Source organism: Azoarcus sp. Soil_N_20 (assembly GCF_057656155.1).
The window spans coordinates 373,916-389,134 of record NZ_JBDGKX010000005.1 but is presented as its reverse complement, the minus strand read 5'-3'; the positions used below and the strand labels follow the sequence as shown (position 1 = coordinate 389,134).

16 protein-coding genes are annotated in these 15,219 nt (G+C 60.2%); 2 read left to right on the top strand and 14 right to left on the bottom strand.

Annotated elements, in window-relative coordinates; all coding sequences use genetic code 11:
- Positions 1-521: 521 nt before the first annotated feature.
- The 3 genes from AC3A35_RS13130 to AC3A35_RS13120 form a co-directional block, all read right to left on the bottom strand.
- Positions 522-1,094 (bottom strand): antibiotic biosynthesis monooxygenase, encoded by a 573-nt coding sequence (locus AC3A35_RS13130; protein ID WP_487436556.1) that lies wholly within the window; start codon positions 1,092-1,094, stop codon positions 522-524.
- 102 nt (positions 1,095-1,196) lie between these two features.
- Positions 1,197-1,823: an isochorismate family cysteine hydrolase YcaC gene (gene ycaC / locus AC3A35_RS13125; protein WP_487436555.1), complete on the bottom strand. Its 627-nt coding sequence runs from the start codon at positions 1,821-1,823 to the stop codon at positions 1,197-1,199.
- A 113-nt stretch (positions 1,824-1,936) separates the two neighbouring features.
- Positions 1,937-2,881: a pirin family protein gene (locus tag AC3A35_RS13120; RefSeq protein ID WP_487436554.1), complete on the bottom strand. Its 945-nt coding sequence runs from the start codon at positions 2,879-2,881 to the stop codon at positions 1,937-1,939.
- Positions 2,882-3,023: 142 nt separating this feature from the next.
- Between AC3A35_RS13120 and AC3A35_RS13115 the strand changes: the two genes are divergently transcribed.
- On the top strand, positions 3,024-3,929 hold the full coding sequence (locus AC3A35_RS13115) for a LysR family transcriptional regulator (protein ID WP_487436553.1): 906 nt from the start codon (positions 3,024-3,026) through the stop codon (positions 3,927-3,929).
- 119 nt (positions 3,930-4,048) lie between these two features.
- On the opposite strand, the gene AC3A35_RS13110 is transcribed toward AC3A35_RS13115, so the two are convergent.
- From AC3A35_RS13110 to AC3A35_RS13060, 11 genes are all read right to left on the bottom strand, one after another.
- A complete protein-coding gene (locus AC3A35_RS13110) occupies positions 4,049-4,810 on the bottom strand; it encodes a hypothetical protein (protein ID WP_487436552.1) in 762 nt (253 codons plus the stop codon).
- A 231-nt stretch (positions 4,811-5,041) separates the two neighbouring features.
- A complete protein-coding gene (locus tag AC3A35_RS13105; protein ID WP_487436551.1) occupies positions 5,042-6,547 on the bottom strand; it encodes a CoA-acylating methylmalonate-semialdehyde dehydrogenase in 1,506 nt (501 codons plus the stop codon).
- 167 nt (positions 6,548-6,714) lie between these two features.
- Positions 6,715-7,098 (bottom strand): nuclear transport factor 2 family protein, encoded by a 384-nt coding sequence (locus tag AC3A35_RS13100; RefSeq protein ID WP_487436550.1) that lies wholly within the window; start codon positions 7,096-7,098, stop codon positions 6,715-6,717.
- A 64-nt stretch (positions 7,099-7,162) separates the two neighbouring features.
- Entirely contained in the window at positions 7,163-7,561 is a 399-nt protein-coding gene (locus AC3A35_RS13095) for a YciI family protein (protein ID WP_487436549.1), read from the bottom strand.
- A 58-nt stretch (positions 7,562-7,619) separates the two neighbouring features.
- Positions 7,620-8,930 (bottom strand): TRAP transporter large permease, encoded by a 1,311-nt coding sequence (locus tag AC3A35_RS13090; RefSeq protein WP_487436548.1) that lies wholly within the window; start codon positions 8,928-8,930, stop codon positions 7,620-7,622.
- A gap of 5 nt (positions 8,931-8,935) precedes the next feature.
- A complete protein-coding gene (locus AC3A35_RS13085; RefSeq protein ID WP_487436547.1) occupies positions 8,936-9,520 on the bottom strand; it encodes a TRAP transporter small permease subunit in 585 nt (194 codons plus the stop codon).
- A gap of 30 nt (positions 9,521-9,550) precedes the next feature.
- Positions 9,551-10,651: a C4-dicarboxylate TRAP transporter substrate-binding protein gene (locus AC3A35_RS13080; RefSeq protein ID WP_487436546.1), complete on the bottom strand. Its 1,101-nt coding sequence runs from the start codon at positions 10,649-10,651 to the stop codon at positions 9,551-9,553.
- A 118-nt stretch (positions 10,652-10,769) separates the two neighbouring features.
- Positions 10,770-11,405 (bottom strand): malonic semialdehyde reductase, encoded by a 636-nt coding sequence (locus AC3A35_RS13075; RefSeq protein WP_487436545.1) that lies wholly within the window; start codon positions 11,403-11,405, stop codon positions 10,770-10,772.
- Between the two features lie 67 nt (positions 11,406-11,472).
- A complete protein-coding gene (locus tag AC3A35_RS13070) occupies positions 11,473-12,417 on the bottom strand; it encodes a 2,4,5-trihydroxytoluene oxygenase (protein ID WP_487436544.1) in 945 nt (314 codons plus the stop codon).
- 88 nt (positions 12,418-12,505) lie between these two features.
- A complete protein-coding gene (locus AC3A35_RS13065; RefSeq protein ID WP_487436543.1) occupies positions 12,506-12,892 on the bottom strand; it encodes a (R)-mandelonitrile lyase in 387 nt (128 codons plus the stop codon).
- A 56-nt stretch (positions 12,893-12,948) separates the two neighbouring features.
- Positions 12,949-13,809: a fumarylacetoacetate hydrolase family protein gene (locus AC3A35_RS13060; protein ID WP_487436542.1), complete on the bottom strand. Its 861-nt coding sequence runs from the start codon at positions 13,807-13,809 to the stop codon at positions 12,949-12,951.
- A 402-nt stretch (positions 13,810-14,211) separates the two neighbouring features.
- Here AC3A35_RS13060 and AC3A35_RS13055 point away from each other — a divergent pair, with 402 nt between their 5' ends.
- Entirely contained in the window at positions 14,212-14,832 is a 621-nt protein-coding gene (locus AC3A35_RS13055; RefSeq protein ID WP_487436541.1) for a TetR/AcrR family transcriptional regulator, read from the top strand.
- The last annotated feature ends 387 nt before the right edge of the window (positions 14,833-15,219 follow it).

Genomic DNA, 15,219 nt, shown 5'->3' with positions numbered 1-15,219 from the left:
CTGGGAAGCCGAGCCGGAGCACCAGGACTATCTCGAACGCTATCCTGGCGGCTACACCTGCCACTATCCGCGCGCCGACTGGGTCCTGCCGAAGCGTGCCGCGAAGGACGTCGGATAGCGGCAGTGGCCGACGTTCAGTCCTCGGCCGGAGCCGCCGGTGGCGGTCGTTCAGTTGAATGGCCGGTGTCGGACAGGTGGCAGACGTTGGCGAGTTTGATCACCACAATGACCGCATTCATCAGTGACGTAGGACGGCAGCTCCATTTACTTGCAAGCGTTGATTCCGCCCGTGAATCCGTCGGGACCGGCGCCAAGCGAGCGGTTCAGCCCTCGTGCTGGCGGTCGTTGAGCACGATGGCCTGATGCCGGGACGCTAGCGTTGTCCAGTATGTCGGTCGCGGTCTGCTCTGCTGCGGGCGCGCTCGCCTCAACCTGAAGTGGCCGGATATTCGTGACGTTGGCCCACAGATGCTCGTAGAAACCTCGAAGTTATCGCAAACGTCTGTGCGGACCGCGTCGCACTACCGATACAACCAGGTCGCGAGCAGCCGGGTGTACCGAGGCATGATCAGATAGACCACCAAGTACACGATCACTGCAGCCACAAGAAGCTTGCCGAGCAAGAAGGCGGCAAACCCGCCTTGAGTAGTGAGCGGCGGCCCGAGCAGCCACGGCACCACGATCGTGAGCGGAAAGATCACCGACAGCGTCAGCATGAACTGCTTGTAGCGCTTGGGCGGCGTGACCGTCGCCGGTTGGACGAACCAGAAATCGATCCCGGTCTTAATGACATATCGGTCTTCCTTTTCCAATGCGTGTTCGATCCGCTGCAAGTACTCCCGACGTACATCGGATTCGATCCAGGCCTTGAGCTGCTCGACCCCCGCGAACCGAATGACAGTCGTATACGACTCATGCCCGCTGACTGGCCTTATCACGTCGGTCGAGAGATAGCCGGGAAACTGCCGACACATCTCCCGTATCTCCAAGAGCCACCGTTCATACTCCTCATATGCTTCGCGACGCGGCTGATGAACGATGATCCCGGTCACGGTCTCGTCCGAAGTCACTTCCGCAGTGCGGGCTTTTCTCATAACCTTCTCCATCGGCTTACACACTCCAGCTCTCCGAATCGCACACGGCGCGAGCACCCGAAAGTGGCCCGGCCCGGCCCGTGCGCGACTTGGCTCAAGCCTTTACTTTCCGGCCTTGAGCGTGGTGTAGCTGGTGATCAGGTTACGGTAATCGGGAATGTGGTTCGAGAACAGCGTACCCAAGCCCTCGATGTCGTTGCGCCAGTCCCGATGCAGTTCGCAGGCTACGCCGAACCATGTCATCAATTGGGCGCCTGCTGCAGACATGCGATCCCACGCCGAATGGCGGGTAAGTTCGTTGAACGTTCCCGACGCATCGGTCACAACGAAGACATCGTAGCCTTCTTCAATTGCGGACAGCGCGGGAAAGGCGACGCAGACCTCGGTCACCACGCCGGCGATGATGAGCTGCTTCTTGCCAGTATCTTTCACCGCCTTTACAAAGTCGGCGTTGTCCCAGGCATTGATCTGACCGGGTCGCGCGATGTAGGGCGCCTCCGGGAATGTTTCCTTGAGTTCCGGCACCAGGGGGCCGTTGGGTCCATCCTCGAAGCTCGTGGTCAGGATCGTCGGCAGCTTGAAGTACTTCGCCAGATCGGCGAGCGCCAACACATTGTTCTTGAATTTGTCGGGTTCGACATCCCGTACCAGAGACAGCAGGCCAGCTTGGTGATCGACCAGCAGCACTGCGGCATTGTTCTTGTCGAGACGTACATAGGGCTTGTTCATGAATGTGCTCCTTTCTCTCTGCGGGGAAAATGGCCACATCGCTTCCATCGGTTTGAATGACGGACGCGTGCGACGCGTCTTGGCCCGCGGCGAAAATGCCGCGTGCCAGTTCTTCAATATCGTGATGAGGAGGCGTCCGGGGGTTCCACCACGCTCGGCGCCGATGGTCCTCTGGCCGCGACGACTTCCCCCGGGCGGGAAATTGCCCCGAAGCGACCTGCATTGAAATCGGCAATGGCCTGCGCAATCTCGGTATCGCTATTCATGACGAATGGCCCATACCCGACGATCGGTTCGTCGATCGGCTCGCCACTGAGCAACAGCACCACCGCATCAGAGTGCGCCTCAACCAGGACGTCAGCATCGGATCTGTCCAGCACCACGAGTTGCTCACCGCAAACAAGCTCGCTGCCGTTTATAAGTACAGTGCCGTACAACACGACCAGCGCAGCCGTCCATCCCGCCTGCACCGGAAGCTGGACGATCCCGCCGTCATTGAGACGCAGATCCCACACATTCATCGGGGTAAATGTCCTCGCCGGACCGCGACGGCCTTCAAACGCACCGGCAATGATCCTTGCGTTCCCCGCTCGGTTGGCCAACTCAACTGTCGGGATCTGTCCTCCGACAATCGCCTGGTAGCCCGGCGGGGCCGACTTCGCACGGGCGGGCAGGTTCACCCAGAGTTGCACCATCTCCAGATCACCCCCAACACGCGCAAAATCCTCGCTGTGATATTCCTCGTGCAAGATTCCGGCTCCTGCCGTCATCCACTGCACGTCTCCTGGCCCGATCACGCCGCCTTCGCCAGTCGAGTCTCGATGCGCGACCTCGCCCTTGTACACGATGGTCACCGTCTCGAAGCCTCGATGTGGATGCTGCCCGACGCCGCGTCGGCGCTTCGTCGCTTCGAAGCGTGCGGGACCGGCGTAGTCAAGCAACAGGAACGGGCTTAGCTGCTTGCCGTGACGCTGATAGCTGAACAGCGAACGCACCGGAAATCCATCACCGACCCAGTGGGCACGGGGCGCACGATAAACACCCAGCACTCGTTTCATCCTCATCTCCTTGAAAGCTTGGTCTGTGTTCCTTGCATTAACTATAGGAACGAATCGTTATGGCGAGAAGACGGCATTTATTGCACTCATCGTCTCATCTGTAGAACAATGCTATCAATCATCAATTCGGGATCGACGGTTCATGGACGACCTCAACGACCTTTACTACTACGCTCGAGTGATCGAGCATCGCGGCTTCGCGGCTGCGGGGCGTGCGCTTGGATTGCCGAAGTCGAAGCTCAGTCGCCGCATTGCCCTGCTGGAGGAGCGGCTCGGCGTGCGCCTGATTCAGCGCTCTACCCGACACTTCTCGGTCACCGAACTCGGCCAGACCTATTACGAGCACTGCCGTGCGATGCTGGTCGAGGCCGAAGCCGCACGCGAAGCGATCGAGATGACACGGTCGGAGCCGCGCGGTGTTGTCCGCCTGAGCTGTCCGATCGCACTGCTGCATGCACATGTCGGGCGGATGCTGGCAGACTTCATGGCGACCCACCCGCACGTCTCGGTTCACCTGGAGGCAACCAACCGAGCCGTATCGCCGGTGAGCGAGGGGATCGACCTGACGATTCGCGTTCGGCCGGCGCCCTTGCCGGACAGCGATCTGGTCCTGCGCATTCTGTCGGACCGCAGCCAATGCATGGTTGCCAGCCCTGTCCTGACGGCGGCAGTTGGCGCGGCGAGCGACCCTGCCGACCTGGCTCGTTACCCTAGCCTCTCTCAGGGCCCGGTACAGGACGAACACACCTGGACCCTGTTCGGCCCGGAGGGCGTGCAGAGGGAAGTCGTTCATCATCCGCGCCTTGTCACCAGCGACATGGTCGCGCTGAAGCGCGCCGCTCTCGTCGGCGTCGGCGTGGTGCAATTGCCCACCCTGATGGTGTGCGACGAATTGGCGTCGGGCACCCTTGTGCGCCTGCTGCCCACCTGGGCACCGCGCAGGGAGCTCATCCATGTCGTATATCCCTCACGCCGGTGTCTGCTTCCTGCTGTCCGCACGCTCATTGATCACCTCGCGGAGAGCTTCGCCGGGATCGACGAAGACTGAACAGGACGAAGCCAAGTAGCACCTGTGCCGACCGCGCGGGATCATTCGAGCGTGGAGAGTGGATCGCGCAGATCGGCCATAGGTGAACCGCCGACCGATCTGCGCACTCGACTCACCGATCAGAAATGCCACTCGGCCTGGATGGTGGGTGCGCGGGTATTGACGCCAGGCTTGCCGTGATTGCCGAACTTGTGCCGCCAGTACTCATAGCCGATGCCGACCCAGAGGCTGTTTTTTGCACCCCATGCCATTCGTCCTACATCGACCATGATTGACGTGCGAACGAGCCTTTCTGACTTCGTCTGCACGTTGAAGTAATCGCGTCCTTTCGGCGTGGCGTAGTTTGCAAAGCCCTGAAACTTCATTGGCACCGCCCCCAACTCGAAGGGAATGCCCCATGCGGCGTTCACGATCAGGTAGGGATCGAAGGTATGCTCGTTGTGATTCTGCGGAAGGCTGCACACCGACAATCCGCAGTGGTTGCGCTCCACCGTGTAGAGGAGGCTCACGTCGAGAAACCCCGGCACATCGAACTTCAGCGTCGGCCCCAGGACGACCATGCGCTTGCGGGGCGCAAACGCAGTGTTCTTGGTGCTCAGGTCGAAGCCCGCCGTAATGCCAACTTCCTTCACCGGCCCGAAAGCGAACGATCGACCGAACGCCTTTCCGAGGTGCAGTTGATGCCGGTACATCAGATACACGTCCGTAGCGCCTGTCTCGCCGCCTTGGGCCGGGTCGTTCCGGTCCGAAAGCAGGACATCCACGTTCATGAAGTTCTGCCCTAGCCTGTAACCGCTCGCATGACCGAACTGGACGATGTGCTTCCGGATATCCGAGCGGATATTGGGTTCCGTGAATCTGGCGCCATAGCGGTAACCCATGAATGTGTCGCTCCAGTCAGCCCCATACGAGACGACTGGCAATACCATCGCAAGTGCTCCGACAATACGTGCGATCCAAGCTATTTGTGCCTTCCTCATTTTGTCTCCTCCACCACGATCCTTGATCGCTGATTTTTTGAACGAGCGAATCCCTGGACGAACTCGCGTCGCCCATTACAAATTGGGTGAAAAATCGAAGGGGCTGCGCCCTCGTCGCAGCCCCTGTCCGGGCTAGCTCATCGTTGGCATGACGAAATCAGCCCCGGTGCGGACACCCGAGAGCCAGCGCGAAGTAATGGTCTTGAGCCGGGTGTAGAAACGGATCCCCTCGGGGCCGTGCATGTGATGGTCGCCAAACAGCGAGTTCTTCCAGCCACCAAAGCTGTGGAACGCCATCGGCACCGGAATTGGAACGTTGATCCCTACCATGCCGACCTGGATCTCGTGCGCGAACATGCGGGCCGAATCTCCGTCGCGCGTGAAAATCGCCGTCCCGTTTCCATATTCGTGAGCGTTGATCAGGTCGACCGCCTCCCGATAGCTCTTGACCCGCACCACGCCCAGAACCGGTCCGAAGATCTCCTCCTTGTAGATGCGCATATCAGACGTCACCCGGTCAAAGAGGCTGCCACCGAGAAAATAGCCCTTGGCGAGTTGTGGATCGTCTGCGCGGACCTCGCGCCCATCGACCACCAGTTGCGCACCTTCCTCGACACCAATGTCGACATACGATCTGACCTTGTCGCGATGAGCCTGCGTTACCAGAGGCCCCATCTCGGCGGCTGGGTCCGCCCCTGCCCCGACCTTGAGCGTTCGAACTCGGGGCGCCAGCTTCTCGATCAGCGCATCGGCAACTGCATCCCCGACGGCGACGGCAATCGAGATGGCCATGCATCGCTCGCCCGCTGCCCCGAATGCGGCGCCGATCAACGCATCGGCTGCCTTGTCGATGTCTGCGTCGGGCATCACCACCATGTGGTTCTTGGCGCCACCGAGCGCCTGCACCCGCTTGCCGTTAGCCGAACCCGTCGCGTAGATGTAGCGTGCGATGGGCGTCGAGCCGACAAAGCTGACAGCCTGGATGTCGGGATGATGGAGGATGGCGTCGACCGCTTCCTTGTCACCATTGACGATGTTGAAGACGCCGGCGGGCAGGCCCGCTTCCTGCAACAACGCCGCGAGAAAAAGCGGCGCCGACGGATCGCGTTCCGAGGGCTTCAGGACGAAGGTGTTCCCGCATACCAGCGCCACTGGAAACATCCACAACGGAACCATCGCAGGGAAATTGAACGGCGTAATACCGGCCACGACGCCGAGCGGCTGACGCAGCGCGTGCGAATCGATACTGCTGCCGATGTTCTCGGTCACTTCGCCTTTCAGCAGGTGGGGCGCTCCGCAGGCGAACTCCACCACTTCGATGCCGCGCGTCACCTCTCCCAGCGCATCGGAGTGGACCTTGCCATGCTCGGCTGAGATCAGCGCCGCCAAACGGTCGGCATTGGCCTCGAGCAGCCCCTTGAATTTGCTCAGGATGCGGGCGCGCCGCAACGGCGTCGTGGCTGCCCAGGCGGGAAAGGCCGCTCGGGCGGCCGCGACGGCCGCGTCGACCTCCTCCCTGCTCGCAAGCGGAGCGAGCGCCTCGACCGTGCCGGTCGCAGGATTGCAGACGTCGATCAAGCGCCCGCTTGTGCCCTCTCGTGCCCGTCCGTTGATGAAGTGATTCAGTAATGTAGTCATGATCGTCCTCTCTGGTTGGTGGAACTACGTGCCTTAGGGACGGCACAGGTCCCGAGCGCTCTGTGAAAGCGCCCGTAAGCACCGACGGTTTTCATCCCGTCGGATAAGTCGAAAGTGGAGTCCGGTTATCGGGTCGAAACCGGTAGTCGCGGGAACTCAGCCAGGAGCTATTCCCTGAGTATTCGTGTGGCGTGCCACGCCACCAATCGCCAGTCATCCCTGCGACGAATCCAGACCGCGAGATAGCGACAGTTCAGCACGGTCGGAAACCCCTCGATCATCACGTCGAGCCGAATGTCTCCATTGACGAAGCCCGTGTCGTTGATCAGGCGCATGCACCCCCCGTTGGCAGTGAGATCCCGATAGACCCACTTGCCGCTGGATACGCCGTTCAGATAGGACTGTTTGTCATCGTATGTTCCATCCGAATGCGTATAGACAAGCTGGTCATCCAGAATCCGCGTAAGTGATTCCACGTCTGCGCGCATCATCGCGTCGTAACGCACGCGGTCGAGTGCCTCGATCGCGCGCCTCGCAAGCTCGGTATCCATTACACATCCCATGGTTTGGCGGTCTGCATCAGCTGTTTGCCGGCGTAGGTGGGTCATGAGTCGGTCAGAGGACTTCCCGCCGACCGTCCGAGTAGCTCACACGTATGGTCAGCGTGCCCTCGTTCAGTAGCCACGGGCGCACGATGAAACTCCGTGCCCCGCTACTGTGCATCGGGTCCGCTGCGGCGATCCGACGGGCCTCACCCAGATCGTCGGCGCGCACAATGACCAGTCCTTCGCCCGTCCATCGCTCACCGTCCTCGGAGAACAGCGGTCCGGCTGCGAACATGATTCCCTCGCGTTCGAGTTCCACCTGATAGGCCAGATGCTCCTCGACGTGCTGCAGAATCGTTTCCATCGAAGCCTTGGGGCTCGTGGTAACGACGAACAACGGCTTGGCGAGAAACCCCTTGGCGCGGCACAGCCCCACGATCTCATCTGCCGTTACACTTTCCAATGCCATGATGCTTGTCTCCCTTTGGTGCGGAACCGGCTTATGCCGGGTGATCTGCCATGGTCGTCTAGGGGACCAGAGCAGTGCTTAGAATCGGAAATGCGACGAGAATCGCCAGCGCCACCAACATGCATGCCACGAACGGCAGCACGCCGGCGAATATTTCCCGAACTCCGATTGTTCGATCGTCGAGTGATGCCTTGACGGTATAGACGGAGATGCCGAACGGCGGGGTAATCAGGCCGATCTCGACGGCAACGATGGTCACGATGCCGAACCAGATCAGATCCATGCCGAATCCCTCTGCGATCGGAACCACGATCGGCACGAGGATCAGCAAGATCGACACCGAATCGAGAATGCAGCCAAGGATCAGCACGACCAGGATGTAGACCACCAGGAAGGCATACGGACCAAGGCCAAGGCCCGCGATGAATTCTCCAATCGCGCCCGGAAGCCCCGTCATCGACAGCATGCGGCTGTAGAGACTTGCTGCCATGATGAGGAACAGCACCGCGACCGAAACGTGCCCGGTTTCAACCAGCACGCGCCACATCTTGGGTAGCGTCAGACGCCGCCGGGCCAACGCCAGAATCAGAGCGCCCAGCGCGCCGACGGCCCCCGCTTCGATCGGCGTGAAGATCCCCCCGTACAGACCGCCGAGCACGAGCAGAATCAGCGACACGATCGGAAGTGCCTTTTTCGTGGCGGAACCGATGGTTTCCTTGGGCACGAGGGTCTCGTCCACACGCCCTGTGCCGATAAATTTAGGCCACGCGCAGGCCATCCAGAAGATCAGCCCGCAATAGAGCAGCGCCAGCATCAGGCCAGGGATGATCCCGGCAATGAAGAGATTGCCGATCGAGGTTTCCGCAAGAATCCCGTAAATGATCATCAGCAAACTGGGTGGAATCAGCATGCCCAGCACCGAGCTGGCGGCGACGACACCGACCGAGAACTTGCTTGTGTGCCCGTGACGCACCATCTCCGGTACGGCGATCTTCGTGAACACCGCCGCGGAGGCGATACTTACACCGGTGATGGCCGCGAAGGCCGCATTTGACGCGACCGTGGCCATGCCCAGCCCGCCGCGGAGCCTGCGCAGCAACCATCCGGCGACATCGAACGTGTCGCGCCCGACGCCGCACACCGATACCAGCATCCCCATCAGGACGAACAACGGTACCACTCCATAGAGGTAGTCGCTGATCGAGTCATTCACCGCCGCTGCAACCATTCGGCTTGCAAGATCAACATCACGCAATAGGTAAAGGCTTGCGAACGAGATCACGATCAACGCGACACCCACGTGCATGCCGAGATAGATCAGCACCAGCATCAGGGCGACAGCCACCACTGCGATTTCGATACCCGACATGATTGCTACTCCGAATGTGATGCACCGCGGACCGCTGTACGGAGGTCCTTGTATGCGTGAACCAGGTACTGCAGCGCAGTGATTCCTGCTCCGAAGAGGACGATCAGCCTGACCGGCCAGGTTGGCACCGTGAACAGGCCCTCGACGCCGATGTACAGCCCTGCGCTCCAGGCACGGATCAGCAGTGGCGCGGTGGCAATCACGATGACCGCGCAAGCGAACAGGCCGGCCGCATTGAATACCGCGCTCAGCAGATGGCCGGCACGGGGGCGCCGCAGCAGCAGTGCGTCTATGAACAGGTCGGCGCGGGTCATACGCCCGTGGCGCAGGGTGCTCGCCAGTTGCAAGAAGACAATCGCAACGATCGACAGCGCCACCATTTCGGCAACGCCATAGATCGGCTGATCGAAAAACGACCGCGCCGCGACGTCGCTGCACACGAGTACCATCATTGCGAAGATCAGCAACGAGCCGAGCCCGTTGAGTCCGTCGATCAGTCGCCCGAATGGCGAGTCACCGCCGCGCTCGGTGGCAACGCCTTGGTTCGTATCCACACAGGGGCGCAGGTTGGGCTTTTGATTTAATTCCATGTTCGATGCTCCTTTTCCAGGCGCTGCGACTCAGAGTTCCTTGTCCCATTCGCGCAGCGGCTGGGCGCCACGTGCCCGCATTGCCGCCATGTAGGCCGTCAGCACCTCCCGCGCCGGAAGCCCCTTCGCTTCGTTCGCAGCCACCCACTCCGCAGCGATATTGGGCATGGAATTGACCCACTCGAGGCGCTGCTCACGCGTCCATTCGATGGAGCTCACAGGCGGCTGGCGCTTATCACCGTCACGTTCCACCGATGCCATCGCCTCGTGGTAGATCGTCATGACCGCCTCGCCCATCTTGCGCGAGTACTCCCGTCCGACCTCCTTCATGATCGAGCGGATCTCGGGCGGCAGCTTTTCCCAAGAGTTCTTGTTGATAGCGAGGGCCCCGAAGTAGGTCGAGCCGAGATTGACTTTTGCCACATAGGGCGCAACCTCGAGCAACTTGATGCTCATGACACCGGAGGTGAGCGACAGCGCGCCCTCGGACAGTCCCGTTTGCATGTCCGTGTAATACGTGGTCATTGCCCCGCCAACCGCCACTGCGCCGGTTCCCCGCATCCACGATGCGAGCACCCCCGGGGCGGAAATCTTGCGTCCATTCAGGTCGGCAACCGAACGAAGTGGGAAGGTCGAGAACACGTGGTATGGATCACCACTGTTGGCCCCAAGAAAGACCAGGTTGTTGCCCTCCCACTCGTCCCGCAACGCCGGCACCGTTTCATTGAGCTCGTTGAAGACCTCCATCATCATCAACGGATCATCGGTGACGGCAGGGGCATAGATGGTGACCTGGCTCAAGGGCTGTTTTGCCCCCTCAAGGTTGCTGAACACCCAGCCAAGGTCGACGATGCCTTCTGCCACAGAACTCAAGGTCGCATTGGCCTTGTAGAGCTGCCCTCCATATGCCTCCTGCCATTCGATCGTGTACCCCTTGCCGAGCGCGGCGACACGTCGGTTGATCTCCGGTATGAAATAGGTAGAAATTGCGCCCACCCATGGCAAACTTGTAGGATGACTTGCACCGGCAGTCAGGCGAAACGTCTGACCTGTTTGAGCCTGTTCGGAAGCTGGCTGGCATGCCGAAAGTAGGACGGCCGCGCAGGCCGCCAGGGTGAGTTTGTTCAGCATCTTTGTCTCCTGCTCTCTGTTTGAATGCGTGCGCTTCCCCGTCGCGGCACGCCGCAACGTCGAGCACGTCTGATCTGATTCCACCAAATTCAGTCAGGGGCGGTGGCCCCCCTTGGCATCACACCATTTCGCATGCCTCGACAAAGCTCAGTCGCGGGCTGCGAGGAAATAGCCCGCGGTGGTCGCCATAGCCGAGGTTGCACAGAAAATTCGACTTGATGTGACTGAGGGGACTGGCCTCCTGCTGGATCCCGTGGCCTTCCGCTTCTGCCGAGAAGAATTCGCGATCGACGATCGCGTGATCGAATCCCGACATCGGGCCGCAATCGAGTCCGAGCGCCCGCGCTGCGATCATGAGATACGCCCCCTGCAGCGAACTGTTGCGAAAGGCCGTCTGCTCGATCAGTTCGGGGTTCCCGGCAAACCAGTCCCTGACCGCTGGATTGTGCGGAAACAATTTCGGAAGGCGTTCGAAAAACCTGACGTCATAGCCGATGATCGCCGTAACCGGCGCCGTTAGCGTCTTCTCCACGTTGCCGGGCTTGAGTGCCGGAAGCAAGCGCTGCTTGGCCTCCGGCGTGCGGACGAAGACGATTCGGGCGGGCAGGCTATTCGCGCTGGTCGGGCCCCACTTCATCAACTCATACAGCTCACGCAGGAGTTCATCGTCTATTGATTTGTCCAACCAAGCGTTGTGGCTACGTGCTTCGCGGAACAACTGATCCAGCGTGTTCGCGTTCAATCGGGTGTTCATGGCACTCCTCCTATTGGGTGGCATCGTTGCCTTCCCCATCTACGCGGGGATTGAACGTCGTTCGTGGTTAGGGCTGGCTGGCCTTACCGAGGAAGCGCTCTACCGTCATGGGGGGGCCCCATTGGTAGAGGCTATCGTCGCTCGCTAGCGTGTGCCCGAGGGGCGAGTCGCGCGTGTACAGATCTCCGTCTGTGAAATGCTCGACGACGTTTCCGGACGGATCCCGCCAGTAGTCGAAGATCTGGCTTCCCAGGACGTGACGGCCGACGCCCCAAACGGGTGACCATCCGCGCGATGCCATCCAGGCGTTTCCGTGAAACTGGGCGTCGAGATCCTGAACCTCGAACGACGCATGATGAATATGGTCTTTGGGAGCCTGAAACAGGGCGATGGTGTGATGGTCGGTCCACGCTTCGCCCCGATTGAGTCGCAGGAAGGCTGCGCTCGGCGACGCTGATTGCGCCTCGACCACGAGATCAGACGGCAGCAGCCCGAGAACTTCCGTATACCAGTGCAGGTTACGCGCAAGATCCGTAACCCCCAGAGCAACATGGCCCAGACGCAAGGCTTGGGCCGGTTCTCGCGGCGCTCGCTGTACATCGCCGAACCGACGCTTCGTGTCGGCCGTGTTCAACTGGAGCGCGGATCGCATCGGCATCGGATCAACCGGTTCAATTCCGTGAACCAGCTCGATGCGCCTGCCGGCCGGATCGGTTAGCGTGACGCACATGCCACCTCCCGGTGCACCGAGCCGCGCGAGCTTCGATGCCCCCGGCAACGACTGTGCAACCCGCAGATCCTCAGCCGTCTCGAGCGCGAATGCGATGGCCCCGAACGACGGCGTGTCTGCACGCTCGGCAACATAGACATACGGAATCGACCCGGCCCCCCGCATGTATAGCTGACGATCCGTCCTGTGGGCAACGACCAGCCCAAAATCGGTCAGGAATCTCTCGACGATATCCAGATCACGATGTCGATAGACCACATGATTGATGTCTCTGATTCTCATCACGACAATGTCTCCTCTATATTTTTCTGCATGCACCCGGGTGCCTCGTGACAGGCAGCGGGTGCAAGTCCGACATGACTGACGGTGCTCAGAGAGCTCCGCCTTTGACGTGGTCGAGCCAGTTGATCGCCTCGTCCGACGCGGCGTGCTGGAAAGCGATATGGCACATGAAGCTGTCTTCCGTAGCGCCGTGCCAATGCTCTTCGCCCGGAGCGATCGTGACGACATCGCCTGGTCGTATCTCCCTGAGGGGACCACCACGTTCCTGGACGTACCCAACTCCGGCCACGATCAGCAGCAGCTGCCCCCCGGCATGCGCGTGCCACGCCGTTTTCCCGCCCGGTGCGAAATTGACGCGGTAGGCATGCAGGTCAACATTCGGATTCGTAGCCAATTCATCGAGCCACACCTCGCCGGAGAACCGGTCCGCTGGCCCTCGAAAGGTATTCAATGCTTCCACTCTACTGACTTCCATAACGACTCCTGATAGTTACATTGCATTTATATAATCTTGCCTGCCCAGTCACGGGCTCACGCCGACTCGTCAGCTACCGGATTGACCAGCATCCCGATGCCATCGATTTCAACGCTGCAGACATCACCTGGCTTCATGTACAGCGGTGGCTTGCGCGCCCAGCCAATCCCGGCAGGCGTGCCGGTCACAATGACGTCCCCCGGTTCGAGCGTCACCGCAACACTCAGGGTCGCGATCAACTCGGCAACATCGAAGACCATGTCCGCCGTATTTCCGTCCTGAACGATCTCGCCGTTGAGACGTGTCACCAGACGCAATCCCTTGGCCCCCGGGGGAAGCTCGTCGGGCGTCACAAAAACCGGCCCGAAGGCCCCCGTGCCGTCGAAGTTCTTTCCCACCGTCCATTGCGGTGACAGGAACTGAAAATCGCGCACCGACCCCTCATTGAAGATCGAGTAGCCACCCACGTGGTCGAGGGCCCTTTCCCGATCAATGTGGCGTCCACCCTTACCGATGATCACGGCAAGCTCGCCTTCGAAGTCGAGCTGCTCGGACACATTCGGACGGATCAGTGCGTCGCCATGACCGATCAGACTCGAAGCGAAGCGCGGAAAGAATGTCGGGTATTTGGGCTGCTCGTACGGACTCTCGCGGGTGTGGTCAGCGTAGTTCAGACCGACGCAGACAATCTTGGACGGCTGCGTGACAGGTGGCAGATGACGTATCGCAGCCAGATCGATCGCCGGACACTCGCACAGCATTCGATACCCCGCGTCAAGGACCGCATGACCGCCGGCAATCAACGTCTGAAGTCCGCCCGGGTAGTTTGGGCTGCCCGCGAGCGCGCCCCTCAAGCGTCCGGCGTACTCGACTGCCAGACCCGCATTACCGTCTTGTTCGAAAGCGACGAATCGCATGGCTCTCTCCTGTTGTGGTTGGGCTTTGTTTTAAAGGGTACGGTACAGTACCGTTTCATTAAAGTTATGCCTGCTCGCACCGTCTGTCAAGAGTTTTATTGACCTAGGTCAAAGCACAGTCCGCGAATCGTCGGGCCGAAGAGCGACGTCCCCCGTGACGGGGCCACCCTGTTCGCCACGGGACTCACGTATTACGAAGTTCGGCGTCCAAGGTTGGCGATCCAGGTCACAGCTCTCGTTGGATGTCGAAATGAACCGTGGGGACACAAGGACTGGTCGCGCAGAACGACTCGGAAACACGAATCATCGAGCGCCTCGAGTCGATGACACACACATTATTTCGCGGCAACTGGCGTCGATATCCTGGAGCCAAAGACACCTTCATGGGATATCATCGGCACTATGAAACATCGAGAACGTAAGCGCGACGCAATCCTTGCTTCCGCAGCGGAGCTTTTTCTAGAAAGCGGCTATAGTGGCGTCACTGTTGACGCAGTGATTGCGAAGGCCGGCGGATCAAAGCGAACCCTCTACTCGTACTTTGGCGACAAGGACGGGCTTTTTTCGGAGATTGTCCGGTGCCTGTGCGCGGAGATCGTGACTCCGCTAACCAAGTTGAACCTGAAGGGGATGCCGCTGCGCGAAGCCCTGGAATTGATCGCCTGCACGTTCTACGACGTCGTCCTTGCCCCGCGTACATTGGCACTGCACCGACTGGTTGTTGCCGAAGCCACAAGAGCGCCCGAGTCAGCACGGACCTTCTTTGCGGCGGCTCCGGCGACGTCATACCGATGCCTGGAAGAGTATTTCAAATGGGCCGAAGACGCCGGTTTGGTCACTCCCGGGAACGCCTATCGACGTTCGGCCATTTTTCTTGATGCGCTCACTGCAGACTTCCAACTGCGCTGTTTGCTTGGCCTCATGGAGACTCCCACACAGGAGGAGCGACAAAGTCTGACGAACGAGACCGTCAACATATTCATGAAGGGAATCGCGGTCGGCCCACCCGCTGATCAGGCGTAAGCATCATCCCGAGATCACATTGACGATCAGAGCTTGACCCCTATGCGCACGTCTCAACTATGGACCGTTGTCCGGCGCGATCAAGGGCCGACGCTGCTTATGGGCCGACTCACCCGCGCATAGTTTCGTTGCCTCGTCGAACTCAAGTAAAGCGTGTGGGCAATTATTGTCGGCTCGGCAATGTGGAACGCTGCAGTGATACGGGTGCGTCGAGCCCGCCACGCGCGGCCGAAGTGAAAACTCGAACTGCGGTCACTGACGAAACTATGTGCAGATCCGGCCCACTCTCGTTTTCCAAAGTCTAGCATGCACGCTGCATTCCGCTCGCCTGCGTTACGCATAGTTCGATTGTGCGCATAGGGGTCGGAAGTTCGCGTTCGCGAGGCG